This is a genomic window from Paenibacillus sp. PvR133 (assembly GCF_017833155.1).
In the GTDB taxonomy this organism is placed as follows: Bacteria; Bacillota; Bacilli; order Paenibacillales; family Paenibacillaceae; genus Paenibacillus; species Paenibacillus polymyxa_B.
The window spans coordinates 402,392-424,625 of the sequence record NZ_JAFIBS010000001.1; the positions used below are offsets into that span (position 1 = coordinate 402,392).

The following is a 22,234-nucleotide window of genomic DNA, read 5'->3' on the forward strand; positions in this document are numbered from 1 at the left end:
GGATATTTATTCGAGTCTATGTTTAACTCATTTTATGAATGTAAGGAGCGTATTACTCATGAATCGCACACAAGTCGCCAGCCTCATCATCCCTGTCATTTCTATTGCCTGCCTTATCGGCGGGGGGTTCCTGCTTCAGACTAACGGACAAGATCAAGTCAATGCATCTCGATCCGTTAAAGGCACAACGCTAAATGCGGATAGCATTCATGTATCGTTTGAACAAGTAGGCGGCAAAATCCTGAACATCCCGGTAACAGAAGAAACTAAGGTGAAAAAAGGAACTGTCCTTATGACTTTGGATTCCAAAGATGTGGATCTGCAAATTGAGCAGCTGCGGACACAAATCGCCCAGTTCAATACGCAGATCAGCCAACAGCAACAATCCATCCATTTAGGGTATACACGAGCAGCAACTCAGGAAAAACAGGCACAGCTAGATATCGCGCAAGCTCAAGTGACTGAGCGTAAAAGTCAGGCCGCATTGCAGCGGGCACAAGCGGCTGAGCGTCAAGCCACTGCTGCGGAACAACAGGTCAATAACGGGGCTCGGGATGAAGATGTTCAGCAGCAACGAATTGCCGTAGCCTCAGCCACCAAAAACGTTCAGACAGCGCAAACCAACTATAAGCGTAATAAAGCACTCTATGATGCAGGAAGTGCATCCAAAGCAGCGTTGGATGATGCCGAATCCTCTTTGACTTTAGCGACAAATCAGTTGAGCCAGCAAAAAGAGTCTCTTCAAAAGCTACTTCATGGTGCCACTTCTGAAGAACGTATGCAGGCCAGTGAACAGACGACACAAGCAGCCGTTTCGGTAAAACAAGCCGAGGAAGAAATTCGCGGTGCCCAATTGTCCGTCGATCGTTCCAAGACCCAACTGGAAACCATTCAGCAGAGTCGTCAACAGTTGGCAGATCAGAAGCTGGCTATTGACCTCTTAAAGCAACAAAAAGACACACAGGAAGTTCAGCTTAAAACGTTGCTGCTCAAAAAAGAACGCCTGGTGTTAAAAGCACCACAGGATGGCAAGGTTACTTCGATTAGTACCAAAGTCGGCGAAAATGTGGCGCAAGGGGCTCCTGTGATTACCCTGGAAACCAATGATTTATATTACGATCTCTATGTGAATGAAGAACAAGCGGGGAAATTCAAGGCCAATCAAGAAATTAAAACTCATATCTCTGGTCTCAATAAGGACCTGAAAGGTACGGTACGCTATGTAACTGCCGCACCACAATTCGCTAATGTGAAGATGTCCCGTGAAAAAGGAGAAGCAGATACCGCTACATTCCAGGTACGTGTATATGTAACAAGAGAAGCAGCTTTGCTACCAGGCATGACAGTTGAGGTGAATACAAATGAAATCTCTTCGTGATGAATGGTCGTATCTGGTTCACTCCAAGTATCCGATCATAGCTATCATCTTCCCGTTGATTGCCGTACTGGGGTATTCACTGTTGCTCCCAAGCAGCCAAATTAACGACGCTAACGTGGTAGTGGTGGATCAAGATAACACAGCTTACAGCCGTGAGTTCATTCAGAAAATAGATGCTTCCCCGTATATGAACGTAGCTGAGATTGTTTCGTATACGGACAACCCTGAACAGTATTTTTATCATGAGCAATATTTGGCTGTTATTTCCCTGCCGCATGGTTTAGAGGATAATCACAATCGTTCCCTTTCCAGCCGCGTGGGTCTCATTCTCGATAATACCAATGTTCAATCTATTACTTCGATTCGTACAGCTATGCAGGAAATTAGCGTTTCCGAGAATATGGAACTGTCTGTTCCAGCTATGTTGAAAACCGGGATGAACGCAGAACAGGCCCAAGGGGCCCTCAATGGTATCGCCTTGGAAGTGCGTTCCCTGTTTAATCCAACGAATGACTATCAGAATACGACGATACTTGCATTCACTTGTATGTTCTCTTTTATGATACTCAATATAAATAGCTTACCTCTGGTCGCTAGACTCCGGGTTTCCAAAAGGCTGGCTGCTGAGCTGCAAAATCCGTTCAACATACTACTGCGTATGCTTCCTTATACGCTGTTTTCGACGGCTGGCTTAATCTTCTCTCTCGGGATGCTTAAAGTGTTTGGAGGAGGCCGTTTCGAGGCCAATCCAATTCTCTTTATAATTCCGGTTGTCCTGTATGTATTCGGTACCGTTTGTATCAATGTCCTGGTTGCATGGGGCGCTGCACATCCAGGAATAGCCATCGGCAGAATGGTGATGATACTCATGCCTGCTTTTGTTTTATCAGGGGCTGTTCTTTCCAGATCACTGTTTCCACCTTTAGCGATTCAAATCGGTGATTTCTTCCCCTTTGTATGGATGTACAAATTCCTTCGTACCATGGGTCTGCGTGGTGCACCTTTGCAAGAGATGCTTCCCGAACTCGGTTCTCTGTTACTATATGTGGGTGTACTCTCCATGCTGGTTATCGCCAGAGCACTGTGGGAAAAACAAAAGCTGGGCAAGCAAACTGCTGGCAATGCTTCTGAAAAGGGATCACCACATCCTGTTGTTCCAGCAAGCTCAACTGGCGGCGGGTTATCTATGCAAGGGGCACCATCCGCACCTATGCATGAGCCTATAAAAGGATAGAGTCTCGTCTATAAAATAAAAAAGGGTTAAGTGCCGTCTAACGAGCCTTAACCCTTTTTCAATAATCAGGATTTTGCGAAATCCTCAATAATATTAAATTCTCATTGTTATCAGAATAGAATTCACTTATATGCCAGACCTAATTGATAAGCGTGCTCCAGTAATCCTTCAATGTATTCTTTCGATTCGGACAAAGTATCATAGAAGAACTCCACCTTGGACTCTCTTACTCTTGCGTAACCAGCAATGGCTTTATTCAAATAATTAGTAACCAAATCGTGATATTCATACTTGATCAGATGTTCTTTCGTCCCTCCCGCCAAGCACATCCACAGAACCTGCTTTGTCGTGAACTCCTGAAGTAAACCTATGTTCCACACTTTATCCAGGTATCCTTTTAGCATGGACGGGACACTATACCACCATAATGGAAACACAAAGACTAGAGCATCCGCAGCCACTATTCTATCCATCTCTTTCCGTGTTTCAGGAGCATATTGTTTATGGGGCGTATTCCAATCCAGCTCATCTGCAGCGCTGTACACCGGATTGTATCCATCCCGATCCAAGTCCAAAATATCTACCTCGTGCTTATTCTCTTTCAATCCCTCTACAAAACGATTCATGACCGCAAGAGTAAGTGAATCTTCTCTAGGATGCGTGACGACCAATAGAACTTTCATGTATCCGTAACCTTCTTTCTCCTCATAATTGTTGAACCCTGTCTACAGATGCTATTATGGATGTTATACATTAAAGTGTGAAGTACGCACTTCAATGTACTGTAGGTACTTTAAGGTTCCTTAGTGCCTTTTGTACTACAGGTCGGAGAGGGGGAAAGTCTATGGAAGACAAAGCCAAAACCTATATGCTCGGGATCGATGCAACTTTGGAGGTCATCAGTGGAAAGTGGAAAGGCATTATCCTACATCATTTAACCAGCGGCAGAAAACGTACATACGAACTTCGTCAACTCATTCCGAAAATCACCCAAAAAGTGCTCACCCAACAGCTTAGAGAGCTTGAAAAGGATGGAATCATCCACCGCATCATTTATAACCAAGTTCCCCCCAAAGTGGAATATGAGCTTAGTGAATATGGATGGGATTTTAAAGATCTGCTTGATCGTTTTTGCTTATGGGGAGAAGATCATTTGGATAGGATCTATGGAGATAAAACAAAGGTACTGGAAGAGTATTCTGTGAAGGAAAAAAACGCCAAACAAGCACCACCTCTTTAAGGAGGCGTGCTTGTTTGAAATACTATAGCTGTGCACCTTGTTTATTCACCAGTCTCCGCAAATTTCCGAATACGAGCCCCAACTTCATCCCGTACACGCTGGAACACGCTCCATTTCTCTTCTTCTGTTCCTTGTGCTTTAGCCGGATCATCAAACCCCCAATGTTCACGACGAACGTGCGGAGGTGTGATAGGACATTTATCAGCAGCATCTCCGCACAAGGTCACAACGAAATCCGCGCTGTTCAGCAAAGCAGGATCTATAATATCTGAAGTTTGACCGGAGATATCGATCCCTATTTCATTCATCGCTTGCACCGCTTTAGGGTTAAGGCCGTGTGCTTCAATGCCCGCACTGTATACATTCCAACGGTCTCCCAAGTATTTTTTGGCCCAGCCTTCTGCCATTTGACTGCGACAAGAATTACCAGTGCACAAAAAGTAAATTTTCTTCTTTTCCATCATTACCGTCTCCTTCAATGTTCAATTATGAAATGATTAACCACAGATATAAGCCCAGTAGGGTCATAAAAAGTGTAGGAATAGTTAAGATGATACCCGTTTTAAAATAAGTCCCCCAAGAAATTTTCACGTTTTTCGAACGAAGCACATGCAGCCACAATAATGTGGCTAACGAACCGATTGGGGTTATCTTCGGCCCGAGATCCGACCCAATGACGTTAGCATAAATCAGTGCCTCTTTGACCATACCTGTTGTATGGGTGGCATCTATAGCAAGCGCATTAATCATGACTGTAGGCATGTTATTCATGACCGACGAGATAATCGCCGCAATAAAACCCATGCCCATGGTGGCCACAAACATACCTTGATTGGCAACCGCTTGAATCACATGGGCCAGCAGATCCATCAAACCGGCATTACGTAGACCATACACCACAACATACATTCCAATGGAGAAAAATACGATAGCCCATGGAGCGCCCTTAATGATTTCTTTCATCGGCACTGCAGGGCTTCTACGCGCCATCAATAAGAAAAAGATAGCAATAATACCGGCCACCACCGAAACGGGAATATTAAAAAATTCGCATGCAAAGTAGCCAACGAACAAAACCGCGAGAACGATCCAGGACATACGGAACATCTTTGGATCTTTAATCGCTTCCGCAGGCCTGATTAATTGTGTCGCATCAAACGTTTTAGGAATCCTTTTACGAAAAAAGAGATACAGTACTCCTATACTGGCTGCTAAAGAAAATAAATTAGGTATAATCATGCGACTCGCATATTCCATAAAGGTGATCCCAAAGAAATCGGCTGACACAATATTAACCAAGTTGCTGACCACAAGCGGAAGCGACGTCGTGTCTGAAATAAAACCGCTCGCTATGATAAAAGGAAACACCATTTTCTCATCCAATTTAAGTGCCCGAACCATCGCCAGTACAATCGGTGTCAGTATTAAGGCGGCACCGTCATTCGCAAAAAAAGCAGCAACAACGGCGCCAAGAATGGTCACATAAACAAACATCCGGGTTCCGCTTCCTTGCGCAGCTCGTGCCATGTGAAGCGCCGCCCATTCGAAGAAGCCTATTTTATCAAGCACCAACGAAATCAGAATAATGGCTACAAAAGCCAGTGTCGCATTCCAGACAATATGAGTAACTTCCCAAACATCATGCAAATCGACGACACCCACCAGCAAGGCGAGTATGGCACCGCCGCAGGCAGACCATCCGATGGACAAATTTTTAGGCTGCCAGATCACCAACACTAAAGTGGCTAAAAATATAATGCATGCCAACAAAATCAATGTTTTAAACCCCCATTACATTACCTTATAAACATATACTTATATTAAAAACACCGTTTATCCCCAAGGATATAAACGGAGTAGCCTTTAGGATGAACAAGCTGAGGAATCCGGTCCACAAGATGCGATCGGCTCCTCTTTATTCAGCCCTTTTAAAATCTGCTTAGAGTCTGGCATACTCTCAAGAACAGCTTGAATATGCGGCTTATCGTCTACATTTAAGGAATAGTATACCCACTGACTTCGTCGTTCTTCTTTTACAATCCCTTGCGACTTTAATTTTCTCAAATGTTGGCTAATTGCTGGCTGCGACATATCAAAGATATCTACAAATTCGCAAACACACCATTCTCTTTCTCTTAGCAGGGAAAGCATGGCCAAGCGGTTTTTATCTCCCAGTAGCTTTAAATGATCGGCTACATAACCAAGTTGCTCCAAAGTGTGACCCCCTTCCGGTTATATAACTACATGCTTATATGCTAATGGAGTTCAATCTTAATATCAAGAACCGAATAATACTTATTCGTTTACCAATTGCAGAATCCAGTCTTTTATATCCACAATTCGCAGTGTTTTGGGGCGTGTATTCGTTTCGGAAATAATTAATGGGACAAGGGAATCCTTTTCGTGCAGCGATCCATGAGCACCTCCACCGATGTGGGTGGGAGAACTTTCACCGACGAGTTCATATCCGGGTTGGACCGTGACGACAACATATCTTCCTTCATGTGAATTCATTGCCCCGTGTAACCTCGCCAAAACGTCTGGATATTTTCCATATTTGATCCGGTTGTTGTTTATCGTAATATCCACTAGATTTGTTTGACCCGATAATGTCCATGATTGTCCATATTCATCGGTCAATTTCCCACCGGGACGATAAGAAAACAGGCCACCATTTTTCCCCTTTGTAACATGAATATGGTTTGTACCATCTTTCATAGCGATAATGTCGAGCTTGTTCTCCTTTTGTAAAGACTTCACCACATCGGATAGCTCTACGTTATCGTTTATTGCATAGATATAGGCCATCCGTTCATTAGCGGCAATCACGATTTGGTCATCGTTTCTTACTGGTTGATTTAATTTTGCAATCCGGTAATGATTCAAAAGCGACTTTAAATCAACCGTTGCTACCTGTCGATCATTATAAATAGCGCTTTGCGCACTGTCACCCATGACAATCCATGTCGCATTGTTTACAGCCTGTTCCCACGAACCATATGCATTCAACACAGTTTGCAGTGCTTGATCCGCTTTTTCGATTCCCTCCAGTTGAGTCGGGCCCTTTCTATGCGCCAAATTATCATTCTCTGGAAAGTATGTGATGGTTACGTCTGGAAGTTTCTTCTGGCTTATTAGAAAAGCGGTATCTTTTGCGGAAAATTCGTCGTTCATCCCAAATTTTTTCCACAAAGGAGTATTCCAGCTATTTTTCGGATTCAATTGTGCCAAAGCTGCATAAGATAACCATTTAGGCCCTGTTACTATCATTTTTTCTGGCACCCTGCTGCTATTCGCTATGAAGTCAGGCACTTTTAAGGCATGTTTCGTTTTCCCTCTGAAGACAATAGCATTGATGGACGCGGATTCTTTTCCTTTGTCAGCCAATTCCTCATGTATGGTTTTCGTTTTTTTATTCAAATGAACTTGGTTTAATTGGTAAATTGCGTCTAAGAATACTTGCAGTTGGTCTATCTTCAAGGCTTCTTTGGCACCATTGCCGTAGAGAATCATGCGTTTCTTTTGGTCGCTGTACCAAACGAGTCCGGGCACATGATGTTGGTCGGCATACGTTCCCGTTAATAATGTACTGTCGATTGTCACAGACATCGTGGGAAATGAACTCACTACTTGCGGGAAATATTGCCCTTGATGAAGGAGATATTGCATCGCGGGTGCACGGCCTTCTTGAATCGCATCTTGCAAAGGCTTATCCATTAATGAATCAATCAAGATCACAATGACAGGTTTTTTGCCCATTTGATTTACTATGATAGGTGACTTCACACTTTGTTGTTTTAGCTGTTGACTGGAGTCCGCTCTACAGCCCAAGATCATCAACAATAAACTTAGCACTAGTGCTATGGTAACTTTATTTTTCATGCCCATGTATGTGTCCCTTTCTTAGAAAAACTTGATCCTCTTATTTTTTTCTTGTACTAAAAATATTATTCCTGTATTGGATCATCGGGACAAAGGTATTTCATACAAGCAATTAAAGTTACGCCTCCATGAATTTTTTGGATCTAATAGGCCAAATTTAAGATCAAACCATTCAGGGAGGGAGCATAACCATGGCTACTACAAACATAAACGAATACTCTATGCATTACATGGATTCTGGTGAAGGAATGGCCATCCTATTCATTCACCCTCCAGTACTCACAAGCTTAAATTTTACATACCAATTCCAAGAGTTATCATCCGATTTTCGAACTATAGCTTTTGATATCAGAGGACACGGTAAAAGTCAGCCTTCCGAACAAACGGTTACTTATCCTCTCATCGCCCTGGATATTAAACATTTGATGGACCGGATGAGCTTAGATAAAGTATTTTTGTGTGGATATTCTACCGGAGGCTCGATAGTACTTGAGTTCCTCTTGACTTATCCAGATCGGGCATGGGGAGGAATTGTTATCAGTGGAATGTCGGAAGTAAACGAATGGCGACTAAGAAACAAAATTTCTTTGGGCATTGCTCTTTCCAAAATCGGCGCAGTCGGTACGCTTGCCCTTTCTATTGCTTGGTCACAAACGAAACAGCTATCTTTGTTCCGTAAGTTATTCAACGATGCGAAGCAGGGAAATCCCAGGAATGTCGAACAATATTACCGTTACAGCTTGAAGTACAACTGCACCTCTCGGCTCAAGGAAATCCAGCTTCCTGTCCTGCTCGTTTATGGTGAAGAAGATAAGCACTTTCATCCCTATGCCAAAATATTGCATCAACAATTACCAAATAGTGAGCTGGTTTTCCTTAAGAAAGCTGATCATCGCCTTCCTACGAAGGCCGTCAGATTATTGAATGAACTGATCAAGCAGTTCGTAGATCGCTTTTAACCACTGAGGCCAACCCTACGAATAAATCCATATACACCTATGCATCCACTCTAAAAATATAGTTTTATCCCATGTGAATATACATTTTATACTAAAATCATATATAGTTTAAGAAGGATAGAAATGTTTCTGCTACTAAATCCGAAGGGGTGTAAAAAAGAAATGCTAAAGCGTATTCAAAATCTTTTCGTTATCCCTAACTACCCATTGTTCATGATCTGCATGTTATTGCAAGGCATGGCTATATCCATCAGCGCACCTTTCTTAGCTGTATATTTTACAAGTACACTTGGCGTATCTGTGGGAACCTTTGGTGTGTTTACAGCGGTGACTTTGATTTGTGGCATATGGATAAGCTCTCTGATTGCCAAACGTTCTGATACCGGATTAGATCGTAAACAAATTTTGGTGATTTGTACGTTATTTAATGCCGTAGCATTTGCAGGATATCTTGTAATCCAAAATTTTTATGTACTTTTTGTTTATATGACGATCTTTACGGCCATTGGTGCTCCTGGGATGCCGCAGTTATTTGCCAGTGCACGTGAAGCAGTAGATCGCAGTAAATCTGCGGATCACGCCTTTGCTAATTCAACGCTTCGGTCTATGTTTTCTCTTGGCTTTATTACCGGGCCGCTTTTTGGTTCCTTTTTGATTGCACATACGGGCTTTAAGGGTATCTTTATGGGAACGACCTCTATTTTTGTTCTTATTGCTGTTCTTTTATTCTTTTTTATCCAGCAGCCTCCCGCTCAGCTTAAACATAAGAATCAACTTTCACTTCATCACATTACATTACATAAAAATATTGAGATTCTGATCCCCTTTTTAGTTCTTACTCTGCTCTATACGTCTCACTGGATGAACAGTTTAAATATTTCTTTGTTCATCATTCACAATTTAAAAGGTGACACGAGTGACGTTGCTCTAGTATCCAGTATTTGCGCCATTTTAGAAATCCCCTTGATGCTCATGCTAGGCGTACTAGCAGCTAAATACTCCAACCGTTTGCTTGTATCTTTAGGGGCATTAACAGGAGTTGTCTATTATATCCTTGTTATTATGTCTACGGAGATGTGGCAGCTATTCGTGGGGCAGCTTCTTCTAGCCTTTTTTGTTGCAGTGATTTCTGCCATTGGCATTAGTTACATGCAGGATTTGTTGCCCTCTCTTCCAGGGTACGCATCGACGCTATATTCCAATGCGACAACCATCGGAAGACTGGTAGGGAGCTTGATGGGCGGATTAACCGCTCAATGGATTGGTTACCGAAACACCTATTGGGTATGTTTGGCCCTAATCATCTGCTCCCTTGGTCTCCTGGCAATTTCGAAGAAATTAGAGTTTGAAAAATCTGCTGCTTTAAAAGAAAGGAATCACAGTATATAGACTGCGCTTATTTTTCTATGGTGGAGAAATGACTCATAATTGTATCTGCCGCATGTCTGTACCCACCAGCCTGGCGTAATGATTCGCCGATCACACGAGCCTGTTCTTTATAGGTTGGATGACTCAATACCTCTAATAAGGCAGCTCTCAAACTAGCGGGTGTAAGCTCATTTTTATCCACAACAACACCCGCTCCCAGTTCCTGCACCCGACTGGCTACGATCGGCTGATCCGATGTTAAAGGAATCATGACCTGCGGTACATTGTAATATAGGGCTTCACTTGTACTGTTCATCCCCGCATGTGTAACAAAAGCGTCCACATGCTGAAGCATTTCCAATTGCGGAATATAAGGCTTGATTATAAAATTGTCAGGGATACACGGGGCCAATGGCTCCATGTCTGTATAATTGCCTGAAGACAGCACAAACTGCACAGGCAAATCGCGAAATGCTGCAAAACAAAGCTTATAAAATTCTAAGTCTTTATTCAATATAGTACCCATTGAAATGTAAACCGCCTGTGGATGCAGAACACGAAGTTGTTCGAACGGGAAAGATGGAGCATCTTTACGCGGTACAATAGAAGGACCTGTAAAAATAAAACTGTGATCCAGTTTTTCGGCTTGCGGTTGAAAATATCGGCTTGTATAAACTATTCTTAAGCGCCCGCCATGAGGAGCAATCTCTTCTATAGCCGGAGCGTCAACCTGAAGCTCATTAGCTAGTTGATGCGTTATTTGCATCGTAGCCGTGTACAACTTTTTCACCTCCGGATCATTGTCATTCATGCCTTGTCCCGATCCCAACGGCTCTACGAAAGCAAAAGAAGCGATAGAGCACACAGCAGGGATTCCTAGCTTCTCTGCAATAATCGTGCCTCCCCAGCCCATCAAAGAATCATAGATTAAATAATCATAGGTTCTATTTTCAATAACTCTCAAAACCTCTGGAATAATCGGAAGAATCATACCTTTTACCATCATGTACACAAATTGATAATGATGTTTGTATTCTGCTGGCTTTAAATCAGAGTCTTTAGAAAAAGCATCATCAACAAAAGGGTAGGTGATCATCTGTGCTCCTGTCTGTTGAATTCTCGTACGATATTCTTCCGTACACACATAGTCAACATCCTCCCCACTGTCTACCAACCTTTTCACTAATCCTAGTGTCGGATTAACATGGCCTTCAGCAGGCGTGATCACTACTAACACACGTGCCATACCTTACACCTCCAAATCAATAATAAATTACAATTTGAAATAAATGCACTTTTAACATAGCAAACATTTACCATATAAACAAGTATTTTCAACACCGAAAATTAAGTATGTATCCTCTACTCAAACTATAGAAATAAGCGAGGCTGAACGCTAGAAGCGCTTGCCCCGCTTAACCATTGAACATCAAATTTAAAGACGCCAATCCCAATGGTCTGTCCCGCTCAGAACAGCTTCAACGGTGTACTGGCTTGCTTCATCGGCGGTAAGCTGTTTGGCCCAAGGTACACGCCCGCTACTTTCTGCACCTGGCCCAAAGTTGTCAAACTCTCCAAATCTTGCGGTCTGCTCATTGGATTCCTTGCCCCAATTGTTCCAGCCGCCCGGCTTGATATGGTCATCCATATAGGTCTTCAAAAAAGTAACATGAGCGTAAGGGCGCCATGGCCGTCCGAGATCCACCTTGCCTGTCAAGCCATTTTCTGTTGTCAGCCGACATTGAATAAATACAAAGCCCGGCTTGTTCTCTTCTGTTGAAGCTGCTGTCACATATCCAGCACGCAGGCTGTGTATGATCGAATTATCAAACACGGCAGGTGCATTGCCAAATATAAAATCTACACTGCCACTGATGTAGCTGTCCTTGAAATACTGTCTGCCACGGTTCACAAGCAACGTATCCTGTAGGCCGGTAATTTTGACATTGTGATACTTACCACGATCGCCTTCGGCATATAACGCTACAGCCTGCACCTGCCCAGTTCCTTCTGTATTGGCAACCGTGACATTCTCCAACACAAAATCGGGACTTTGCACACGCATTGTATAGCTGTTGCTTGTTCCTAATTCTTTTCCGTCCACCACGGTTTTGGCCGTATCATCAAAAGAAATGATCGTTTTGTCGCGATCTTCTCCGATAATGCTCAGATTTTTTTTGGAGGAATTCACCTTTATTTTTTCACGATACGTACCGTTTTTGAGATGGATAACTGTCCTTGTGTTGCTGTCGTCAGGGACTGCGTCAATAGCTGCCTGAAGAGATCTAAAGTCAGCAGGGCCATAGGTCGCTACCACCACACTAGTGGGATGAGTTCCTCCTGAGTCTGTCAGGTTGCGGATGGTGACATTGCTGAATTCCGACGTATTGTAATTCCATACATCGTTTTGTTGTTTGGATGCATCGGTAGCCAACCCGAACAATAACGGCTGATTTTCCGGCACATCTATAACAGTTTCACCAACCTTCTCCCAGTTCGTCACACCATCTGCGGATACCCAGCCGGTAACCTTTTGTCCTTGTCGTACAAGACGAACCGAATATGGCGTTGTAATAAAAGCCTCCATTGACGCGCGTTTCGTCTTACCATCGGTTTGATCACGACTGATAAGAATACCCTGTTTGCCATATTTAACAAATGCTAAAGACATAAAAGCCATTTTTGATCCAGGCTTCAGCGATTCACGAATCATTACACCCGCTTCGGCATTATCATCCACCGGGGTAATTTGTTCCACACGGGCTGTGATCTCAGTGTCACCTTCCCATTTTTGATAAGCATAATGGAAAAGATCTGCCTTACCGTCAACGTCTCCCGCTGACTTCAGTCGTATGCTGCTGCCGCTTGCATCTTCTTTTAAGACCTGAGTATGCCCTTTTATATAACCATCGTTGCCCTCAGAGCCAATCTCTTCGCTGAGCCAACTTCCCGATGGCGCAGTCGTATTGACGTGAATGGTAACAGGATTGGAAAATACAGCAGTCCCCTTGCGGTCGGTCACCCGTACAATAATATTGTGGGTACCATCTGTTACATGATTCCAATCGAGATGATAAGGTGCGGTCTCTACTTTACCAACAAGTTTGCCGTCAATGATAAATTCAACGTGAGCAATACCATCTTTGTCCTTGGCTGTTGCTGTTATGGTCGCATCCCGGCCTGCTTCCAAAATATCGTTATGCTTTAGTGAACGTCCGTTTGCATCCGACACCTGAACGACGGCCTCTGGATTATCCACCTCATTTCCATTCGCTAGCTTCTCAATAAGATCATTTAAATAGACCTCAAGATTCGTATAACCCTTGGCAAAATGAGCATACGCCCCTGTACCGGCAAGCCCCTGACCGTCACGGTCATCTGCATTATTGGGGTCCAGCCCATTGGCACGTTCCCATTCATCTGGCATTCCATCATGGTCACTGTCAGAAAGCTCCGTCGTCGTTACGTTATAATCGTCATAAATCCACCCTGCTTCACGCGGAGAGTTAATAAACGCACCCGTTCCATTGTTCACATCATTCATAATTCGAGCGTCCACCGCATCTCTTCTTGGCAGCGTGGCTCCTGAGCCGGCAAGCACCTCAGTATATGCGGTTTGTGCATCTGTCGCTTGATATGGACCATACGCATCTGGTGAGATTCCGTTGTCGTATTCCCCTCTAACTTCAATCGGCTCCGCCAAACGGGTGGAAGGATCAATAATTGACCCAATGGATGTTCCAAGCTGCCAGTTGTCTTTTGTAACCGAGTCATTGCCGTACATGTAGTTACCACCAATAAAGATGCGTGTTTTATATTTTTTACTACCCACGTCCACAAAGATTTGACCGCGAACGTCCTGATATGTGTTGGGGCCATACTTATAATAGTTATTTAGCACATTATACGATCCTTCACCGCCGCCGTACGAAGAGAAAAACCCCCAGTTATAAATGACATTATTGGTCATTTCCACAGCATCGATTTGTTTTTTATCGGTTGGAAAACGCGGATTACGGCTTGCATTGTGAGCCAACAAGTTATGATGATAGGTGGAATTTCGTCCGCCCCATATGCCGCCATAGCCGTGGCGACCTTTCTGGTGAGTGGTCATTAGCATACTTTCGGACGCAATGGACCATTGTACCGTTGTATTGACGTTGTCATACAGGCTCAGTACCTCATCCACCGACCAGCTAAAGGAACAGTGATCAATCATTATGTTTTTATGGTATCTGGCCCCTAACGCGTCATCCTCACTGGGGTAACGGTCGGTCAATCGGAAACGCAGGTAACGGAGAATGACGTTATCTGCATCAATCCCTGTTTTGTAATCGCTTACAGTTATACCGTCGCCAGGAGCTGTCTGACCAGCAACCGTCAGGTTGTTTCCCAAGATTTTAAGTGGCTCCTTGAGATGAATCGTTCCACCCACCCGGAATACGACCGTCCGATTATCGGAGCTGACCGCTGCGCGAAGAGATCCGGGTATGATCTGTTCCCCTTTGCCGTAGTCTGCCAGCGTGGTGACCTCATACACTTCACCTCCGCGTCCACCGGTAACATATTTACCGCCACCCTCCGCCCCCGGAAACGCCGGAATATCCGTCGCCACTTTTGCCACCTTTGCGATCTCTGTTCCTACCGCAGGCTCCGCTTGGATTAGTGGTGGGCACAAGGTCAACAACAATGAACCCACAACCACATTACATAGCACCTTTTTCCATGTACGCTGCTTGCTCATATTCTGTTTCCTCCCTAAGATTTTCTTCCACATCAGCGCATATTTTTATAAAAATACGATCCGAGACGTTCAGAAGCGCCTTCACCTCCTTTCATCAATCTTTTCTGCTTTTATCATTGGCAGGTTGTCATATATACTGTTGGTATATGAATGCGCTTACTTATCTTAATTTGTAAAGGAAGAAGCACATGAATGAAATGAAAGAAGATAAATATGTCATTGGCGAACAACAATTCTCCATTCATCACATCTATCGTACCGGTTTCACAGTTATGCCCCGGCCTCATGTCCACGAGAACTATGAGCTGTATCTCTTACTGCGAGGCGAACGCATCTATTTTATGAATGGCAAGGTATACACCGCTCGCAAGGGAGATCTGATATTCATCCTTCCTCATGACTTGCACTCTACCGCCAGTACGCAATTGCAGGAAACAGAGCGCATCTTGATTCATTTTTCTCCGACGTTTCTCCCACAGCAGGATCATGACATTCTTGACCTGCCGCCGTATCAGCAATCCGCGTTGCTTCGCTTACCTGCGAGAGAGCAAGTGGAGGTTGAACGTTTATTCCTACAGATGAATACCGAATGCAGGAATAAGCAGCCTCTGCATGACCGTTGCGTACAGCATTTACTGTTGGAAATGCTTATCCTGGTGCACCGATCGGAATCGATCGAGCGAAGTGAACCTGTTTCCTCTCATCCCATGCATCAGAAAATCACGGAAATTTCTTCTTTTATTCAGGATCATTACAATGAACCGTTAACTCTCGAACAAGTGGCCGCCTGCTTTTTCATTAGTCCAGCGTACCTAAGCCGTATCTTTCTAAAGTTGACTGGTTTTCATTTCAGCGAATACATCCGCGTAGTGAGGGTCAGAGCGGCCCAAACAAGACTTCGAACCACCAAAGACAAAATCCAGCATATTGCAGAGGAAGTTGGGTTCGGTCATGCTTCCCACTTTAATAAAATCTTCAAAAAAATAACTGGGCTCTCCCCTCTTCAGTACCGCAAGCAGGTTCGGTAGATATTCAGTGTAAAGAATTAGACGCCGATTTTATACATCCGCTCTTGTCTTGTTTTTCCATTTTTATATCCACTTGCTCTTTCATGGAACTAAAGACAAGCCGCTTTGGAATAAGTAAAATGCACAAAAAAACCATACTTCGCTGCAATGCATGCAACGAAGTATGGCTATTCCATAGTCATTCTCCATCTTTAAAATTATAAATTACTCTTTCTATGACCTTTATCGCAATGCTTTAATATCCTGAATCAGCATTTCAACATTTTCTTTCTTCGTAGCCCAACTGGTACAGAATCGAACTGCACTATGTGTATCATCAACCTTTTCCCAAAAGGAGTAAGTATATTTTTCACTCAATGCCTTTAGTATACGATCTGGTAAAATCGGAAACTGCTGATTGGTTGTAGAACGGTATTGAAAAGAAAACCCTTGCTCAGATAATCCGTTTTGAAGCAGCATGGCCATATCTATAGCGTGTTTGGAGATTTCAACGTATAAACCGTCTTCAAACAAAGTTTCAAATTGAATGCCCAACATTCTTCCCTTAGCCAGCAGTCCTCCTTTTTGCTTGATCATATATCGGAAATCTTTTTTCAATGTATCATTTAGAATGACTACTGCTTCTCCCATCAAGGCTCCAATTTTGGTCCCGCCAATGTAAAACACATCGCAAAGCTGTGCTATATCTGCTAAAGATGCATCGCTATCTTCGGCCACCAAGCCATAGCCTAATCGGGCTCCATCTATAAACAGTGGTAAACCACACTCTTGACAGACTCTACTTAATGCTTCTAGCTCTGATTTGCTATAAATCGTTCCATTTTCAGTAGGTTGGGAAATATAAACCATCCCGGGCTGTACACTATGCTCAGGAGCGGCATCATTCCAGTGAGCGTCATACAGCTCCTTTACCTGCACGGCCCGGATTTTCCCATCATCACTTGGCAAAGTAAGTACTTTATGCCCAGTAGCTTCAATCGCTCCGGTCTCATGTACGGCAATATGTCCAGAAACTGCCGCAACGACGCCTTGATGCGGACGCAGAATAGAAGAAATGACGGTGGTATTGGTCTGTGTACCTCCAACCAAAAAGTGTACATCCGCATTTGGGGAGTCACATGCTTCTTTAATATATGCTCTGGCTTTTTCACAATGATCGTCGACACCATAACCTGGAGTTTGTTCATCATTAGTCTCCAGTAGTCGCTTTAATATGCGCTCATGAGCACCTTCGGTATAGTCGCATTCAAATCGTATCATTCTGTATCCTCTCCAAATTATCCAATTTCTTCTGAATTAACAACATAGAAGCATGTAATTCCTTTATCTCTTCTTCTGAAAGTCCTTGAACTAATTTTAGAATTTGTTCATCAGACCTTTCATTCAGTTGGTTATAGAACTCCTTTCCTTTAGGAGTCAAACGAATCAGATTTGTTCTATTATCCAACGTTGAATTTTCCTTAACAAGAAAGCCCTCTTTGCAAAATTTAGCAATGATCCTACTCATATAGCTGCGATCAATTTTAAGAGATTCGACTAGAGAATTCGCAATACATGGCTCGATCAACCCGATCTCTATAATGACACGGGCCTCGGTAAAGGAATATCCGCTATCCAGCACATGTCTATCTAAAACACCCAGTATATTCGTATAGAACCGATTAAAACGCCTCATATCCGCTATAATATTAGCATTTATATTGATCATAACTCCCCCAATTTAGTGGACTTTTGCAACAATTATAGTAATGATTTTTGTGGACTCTGTCAATGAAATAATAATCACAAAAGAAAAAATCGTACATTAAGACACTCGTCTAATGTACGATTTCATAATAATAAGGAAAAATGAAGTATATTCTTTTCTATATTTACCTACAAGGTCATTGAGCTATCGCTATTTATAGCCTTTTCCTTCTTATGCTTCCGTTTCAGCTTCAGATGAGCTACGACCATATACAGAGTTGGAACTACAAACAATGTTAAAATAGTTGAAAAAATCAGTCCGAAAATAATGGTCGTTGCCAACGGTTTGAACAAGATCTCCCCTATTGTGGCAATGGGGATCATACCCACAATCGCAGTTAGCGAAGTAAGCAAGATCGGACGGAAACGGGCAGAGCATGCCATTAGAATCGCGTCTGTTAAATCAGCGCCTTCACGCCGCGCATCTTCAATAAACTCTATTAACACAATACCGTTACGCACGACGATACCAGCAAGTGAAATGATACCCATAATACTCATGAATCCAATGGGCATCCCTGAAATAAAACTTCCAAGGATTCCTCCTGCCGCTGCCAGATAAACAGTGGTCATAATAATTAGCGGTGTGGAAACCGAGTAAAACTGCATGGTGATTAAGAGGAGAATAAGAAAAATAACAATCACAGCTAATTTGCCCAAATCCTTAAACATATCGGACTGCGCGGATGTTTCCCCTCCCATCTCCCATGTGTAGCCTGGCTCAAACTGTGTATTGGTAAGTTTGCTACGGATGTCCTGAGTGAGTTCTGTAGCTGTACGCCCATTTGCATCGGATGAGATCGTTACCGTCCGTTCCAAATCATAGCGGTGGATTTGCTGGATGGAAAAGTCCGGTTTCATCGTGGCTAATTGGGATAAGGGGATTTGCTCCCTTGCCGAATTGTTCACGCTTAATTGTTGGAATAATACCTCAGGATCATTGTTTGGTTTGTTCATATATACATTTATATCAAGCAATTCTTTACCCGTATCAAAATCCGTTACATTCACACCGTCACCCATTAGTAACAAGGTACGCGTTAAATCGGAATAGCTAACCTGATATTTATCCAGGGCTTGCTGATTGATTTGGAAATTCAGATTATAGCTTTGCATACCCATATTATCGGTCACATCTACAGCTCCGGGGGTCCCCGCAACAATTTCTTTGACTTTAGTTGTCATGTTTTGCAGCTTATCCATGTCTTCTCCTTTAATACGGATAGACACCGCACTGCCGACCGGAATACCTAATTGGGGAACACGAATGCTGATTAATGCAGATGGATATTTAGCTTGTAGCGTATGGGTCCAGTTATCCACTGTTTTTTTGAGATCAAATAGCCCCTCTTTTCCAACGACAGCAATTTGGCCGTTTACCGCTCCCCCAGAGCCGTGACCACCTGCAACATCGCTGTACAGCTGAGGTGCTCCTCCACCTGCCGTTGCCGCCAGTCGCTCTGTTTCTGGCTGTTTTTTGACCCAGCTCCCAATCTCGTTAATAACCTGATTGGTTGCCTGCAACGACGTTCCTTCTGGCATCGTTACGCTGATCGTAGCATCCGCTTTATCAGAATCCGGAAATAATTCAATGGGAACAACAGCAAGTAGTCCATAAGCTGCTGTACCCATCATAAGACCAATAAGCGCTGTTAACAGTGGACGTCGCAGGATCCTTGGCATCCAGTTTTTAGAGTACACATTGGATAGAGACTGGATTTGATTCCCCAGAAGTCCAGGTGGCTTAACTTTCTTACTACTCTCTTTTCCTTTACGACGTTGATCGTACCATTGACGGAAAATAGGAATGATCGTTAGCGACATAATCATGGAAGCCAGCATCGTTAACGAAATAACGGTAGGTATCGGTTTAATAAAGTCACCAATGGTGCCCGGCAGGAATAAAAGCGGGGCAAATGCTGCAACCGTAGCTAGCGTAGCTGTAATGATCGATAAGGATACCTCTTTCGTCCCTTTAATAGCCGCCTCCGTAGCATCTTCCCCAAATTCAGTGCGTCGGCGTTCAATATTGTCATTGACCACGACGGCATCATCAACCAATATCCCTAGCACAATGATTAATCCGATGACTGAAATTTGATTCAGCGTGATTCCTGTTGTGGGCAAGAAAATAAAGCCGATGGCGATGGAAACAGGAATGGCCAAGGCAACAAATGCAGAAGTCAGCAAATTTAAACCTAATGTACATATAACAATGACCGATATAATAGCGATGATCATCTCTTTGGTCAGGTTTCCAAACATTTCATTGACTCGATCATTTTGTGCAAAAAGCAGCTCAAAATGCACATTCTTCGGTAAACTGCTCACAAGTTCATTAATTTTGGCTGTTGTCGCTTTAGATACCGTTGGCACGTCTGTGCCCGTATCTCCACTCACACTGATTGAAATAGCAGGCTTGTTATTCACATACGTATAACTAGCCGCTTTTTTAAAAACAAGTGAGGCTGTCCCTACATCTTTGAGAGATATCGGGAATCCATCGTCATTGCTTGAAATCTGGACGTTATTTAGAATAGATGGATCGGTAGAGGCATTTACCGTCAGCTGATAAGTACGCTCATTGAAATCCATACTTCCTGTAGGAACTCTTTCATTCTCATTTTTGATTGCTTGAACGACCTGCTCCCAGGAGATGTTATATTGTTGCATCTTTTGTGTGTCTAAACTGATTCGTACTTCTTGATCTGGTATTCCTTGAATATTAACTTGCGAAACACCCGAAACCGTTTTTAATTGATCCTTCCATTTGTTCATCAATTCATTTAACGAGTATAAATTCTCAATTTTATCAGAAGTAATCGCATATGAACCAATGAAAGAGCTTGTCATGCTATCATTGATAATAGGCTGCATCGCATCATCTGGAAGCTCGGACTGTGCATCCTGTACCTTTGTACGAAGATCAGCCCACACCTTTGTCGGGTCCGCATCTTCAAAAGCTTCTACAGTTATACTGGATTGGCCTTTAGATGAAGTGGAAGAAATCGTTTTGACACCTTGTACTGCTTTAATTTTCTGTTCCATGACCTTAGTAATGGTTTGCTCGATTCTTTCGGGTGAGGCGCCCGGATAGATGGTTGTAACACTGGCTGACAAGGGAATAACATCGGGCTGCTCCTGTTTAGGTAACGATGTAAAATTGTAGAGCCCTAGCACAATGCACATGCCAAAGAAAATGAGTGTAATTTTCTGCTTTTTAACGATATATTTAATCATTCGGACGACTCCTCCGATTTCCCAAGTACATCATTCCCAATTAAATCACCATTAAATAAGGTGCCTGCTCCTTGCGTAACGATTTGATCGCCTGCCTGTAGTCCAGAGACAACTTCGAGCTGATTATTAGTCACTTTTCCCAGTTTAATCACTGTTTTAACGGCCTTTCCATTTATAGCTTTAAAGACATAAGGGTCATTTCCCGTACTAATTACGGCCTCTACGGGCACTAAAAGTGCTTCGTTTTGATCCATGCTTTTAGATGCGCTTATGACTTGACCAGGCTTCCAATCCAGTTCAGGATTGGCAATGCTAACTTCCACATTGATGCTCCCCGTTTTGGAATTAGTCGATGGATAGATCTGGGTAACAGTCCCTGTTCTGATTTCATCATAGAGAGATATATTTACTTTTTGGTTTTTCTTCCACGATAAGATTTCACTGTCCGGTACGGGGAGAAGTACTTTTAAAGTCTTGATATTTCCGACAACAAATGCCTCACTCCCGCTGGAGCCCAATTGACCATCAGATATCTTTTTTTCAATCACAACACCAGTGATCGGGGAGGTTAAAGTAGCTTTTTTCAGTGACAAGGATGACTGTTCATAAGCAGCCAGTGCATCCTCATAGGTAGCCTGCGCCTGGGCTTTGCTGGCTATCCCTTGTTGCCTAGTAGCCCTAGCTGACTCCAGCCCTGCTCTAGCCTGATCTACCCCAGCCGAAGCTTGTGCACGTTGTTCTTGGGATGCCCCTGCAAGCAAAAGAGACAATTTCTCTTGCGCATCACTTAAACTTTCTTGTGCGTTCGTTAATTCCAACTGTGCATTCTCATTTTCCGTTAAGGATACTGCACCTGCCTGGAATAGACTTTGGGACCGTGCGGCATCCGCTTTCTTCTTGTTGTAATTATTAGTTGCTACAGTAACCGCATTTTGAGACTGTGCAATCTCCTGCTTTTTGGCGCCATTGTTCAATTCCTGCAATTTGGATTGGGCCGCATTGACCTGGGATTGTGAACTATGAATGCCCGCCTGTGCCGATTGAACAGAAGCCTCCGCTTGGCTAACACCCGCCTGTGCCTTTTCCATGGTTGCCTTTGCCCGATCCAGCTGTAACTGATAAGCAGATGTATCTAACTTCGCAAGGACACTCCCTTTTTCTACTGAATCTCCAACCTCGACCATGGTGTTCAATATACGTCCATCCGCTTCAAAGGAAACATTGGCCTCATTACTTGCCTGCAATGTCCCCGCCAAATTAAAATCATTGGTCAAAGGTTTCATTGCAAGTTTCTCCACTTTTACCGGGTGACTGGCTTGTGTTACAGAGTTCTCCGTTGCACTGGAGCAACCAGAAGCTACTATAGCTAATGCAACCCCTGCAATCATTATTCTGATTCCTTTTCTCTTCAACTA

At 43.3% G+C, this 22,234-nt stretch carries 17 protein-coding genes; 6 read left to right on the plus strand and 11 right to left on the minus strand.

Features of this window, described 5'->3' with window-relative positions:
- Nucleotides 1-58 precede the first annotated feature (58 nt).
- Nucleotides 59-1,378 carry an HlyD family secretion protein gene (locus JOE49_RS01865; protein WP_160789735.1) on the plus strand — a complete coding sequence of 440 codons (1,320 nt, stop codon included), beginning with the start codon at nt 59-61 and terminating at the stop codon, nt 1,376-1,378.
- Nucleotides 1,362-2,612, plus strand: coding sequence for an ABC transporter permease (locus tag JOE49_RS01870; protein WP_209940476.1), 1,251 nt, complete (start codon nt 1,362-1,364; stop codon nt 2,610-2,612). Before JOE49_RS01865 ends, JOE49_RS01870 begins: the two co-directional genes overlap by 17 nt.
- 122 nt (nt 2,613-2,734) lie before the next feature.
- Here JOE49_RS01870 and JOE49_RS01875 read toward each other — a convergent pair whose 3' ends face one another.
- On the minus strand, nt 2,735-3,295 hold the full coding sequence (locus tag JOE49_RS01875; RefSeq protein WP_160789910.1) for an NAD(P)H oxidoreductase: 561 nt from the start codon (nt 3,293-3,295) through the stop codon (nt 2,735-2,737).
- 161 nt (nt 3,296-3,456) lie between these two features.
- Between JOE49_RS01875 and JOE49_RS01880 the strand changes: the two genes are divergently transcribed.
- Nucleotides 3,457-3,852 carry a winged helix-turn-helix transcriptional regulator gene (locus JOE49_RS01880; protein WP_025721442.1) on the plus strand — a complete coding sequence of 132 codons (396 nt, stop codon included), beginning with the start codon at nt 3,457-3,459 and terminating at the stop codon, nt 3,850-3,852.
- 41 nt (nt 3,853-3,893) lie between these two features.
- On the opposite strand, the gene arsC is transcribed toward JOE49_RS01880, so the two are convergent.
- From arsC to JOE49_RS01900, 4 genes are all read right to left on the minus strand, one after another.
- On the minus strand, nt 3,894-4,313 hold the full coding sequence (gene arsC, locus JOE49_RS01885) for an arsenate reductase (thioredoxin) (protein WP_160789912.1): 420 nt from the start codon (nt 4,311-4,313) through the stop codon (nt 3,894-3,896).
- Nucleotides 4,314-4,338: 25 nt separating this feature from the next.
- Nucleotides 4,339-5,628: an arsenic transporter gene (locus JOE49_RS01890; RefSeq protein ID WP_245248335.1), complete on the minus strand. Its 1,290-nt coding sequence runs from the start codon at nt 5,626-5,628 to the stop codon at nt 4,339-4,341.
- Nucleotides 5,629-5,715: 87 nt separating this feature from the next.
- Nucleotides 5,716-6,066, minus strand: coding sequence for an ArsR/SmtB family transcription factor (locus JOE49_RS01895; protein WP_160789908.1), 351 nt, complete (start codon nt 6,064-6,066; stop codon nt 5,716-5,718).
- 81 nt (nt 6,067-6,147) lie between these two features.
- The gene (locus JOE49_RS01900; protein ID WP_209940477.1) at nt 6,148-7,740 is read right to left on the minus strand and encodes an alkaline phosphatase family protein; all 1,593 of its coding nucleotides are present in this window, start codon (nt 7,738-7,740) and stop codon (nt 6,148-6,150) included.
- Nucleotides 7,741-7,925: 185 nt separating this feature from the next.
- On the opposite strand from JOE49_RS01900, the gene JOE49_RS01905 reads away from it, so the two are divergent.
- On the plus strand, nt 7,926-8,693 hold the full coding sequence (locus JOE49_RS01905; RefSeq protein WP_209940478.1) for an alpha/beta fold hydrolase: 768 nt from the start codon (nt 7,926-7,928) through the stop codon (nt 8,691-8,693).
- Nucleotides 8,694-8,855: 162 nt separating this feature from the next.
- Complete coding sequence (locus tag JOE49_RS01910) at nt 8,856-10,082, plus strand: sugar efflux transporter (protein WP_209940479.1); 1,227 nt, start codon at nt 8,856-8,858, stop codon at nt 10,080-10,082.
- A gap of 7 nt (nt 10,083-10,089) precedes the next feature.
- On the opposite strand, the gene JOE49_RS01915 is transcribed toward JOE49_RS01910, so the two are convergent.
- Together JOE49_RS01915 and JOE49_RS01920 are read right to left on the minus strand one after the other, a co-directional pair.
- Nucleotides 10,090-11,307 (minus strand): macrolide family glycosyltransferase, encoded by a 1,218-nt coding sequence (locus tag JOE49_RS01915; RefSeq protein WP_209940480.1) that lies wholly within the window; start codon nt 11,305-11,307, stop codon nt 10,090-10,092.
- Between the two features lie 189 nt (nt 11,308-11,496).
- Entirely contained in the window at nt 11,497-14,805 is a 3,309-nt protein-coding gene (locus JOE49_RS01920) for a pectinesterase family protein (RefSeq protein WP_209940481.1), read from the minus strand.
- Nucleotides 14,806-14,993: 188 nt separating this feature from the next.
- Here JOE49_RS01920 and JOE49_RS01925 point away from each other — a divergent pair, with 188 nt between their 5' ends.
- Entirely contained in the window at nt 14,994-15,833 is an 840-nt protein-coding gene (locus JOE49_RS01925; RefSeq protein ID WP_160789022.1) for a helix-turn-helix transcriptional regulator, read from the plus strand.
- A gap of 222 nt (nt 15,834-16,055) precedes the next feature.
- Here the strand turns inward: JOE49_RS01925 and JOE49_RS01930 are convergent, their stop codons facing one another.
- The 4 genes from JOE49_RS01930 to JOE49_RS01945 form a co-directional block, all read right to left on the minus strand.
- Nucleotides 16,056-17,093 carry a threonine aldolase family protein gene (locus JOE49_RS01930; RefSeq protein ID WP_160789023.1) on the minus strand — a complete coding sequence of 346 codons (1,038 nt, stop codon included), beginning with the start codon at nt 17,091-17,093 and terminating at the stop codon, nt 16,056-16,058.
- Nucleotides 17,080-17,541 carry a MarR family winged helix-turn-helix transcriptional regulator gene (locus JOE49_RS01935; RefSeq protein WP_160789024.1) on the minus strand — a complete coding sequence of 154 codons (462 nt, stop codon included), beginning with the start codon at nt 17,539-17,541 and terminating at the stop codon, nt 17,080-17,082. Before JOE49_RS01935 ends, JOE49_RS01930 begins: the two co-directional genes overlap by 14 nt.
- Before the next feature lie 167 nt (nt 17,542-17,708).
- The gene (locus JOE49_RS01940) at nt 17,709-20,819 is read right to left on the minus strand and encodes an efflux RND transporter permease subunit (RefSeq protein WP_209940482.1); all 3,111 of its coding nucleotides are present in this window, start codon (nt 20,817-20,819) and stop codon (nt 17,709-17,711) included.
- Nucleotides 20,816-22,207, minus strand: a complete 1,392-nt coding sequence (locus tag JOE49_RS01945) for an efflux RND transporter periplasmic adaptor subunit (RefSeq protein ID WP_076295680.1) — start codon at nt 22,205-22,207, stop codon at nt 20,816-20,818. The genes JOE49_RS01940 and JOE49_RS01945 overlap by 4 nt, the downstream gene beginning before the upstream one ends.
- Nucleotides 22,208-22,234 lie beyond the last annotated feature (27 nt).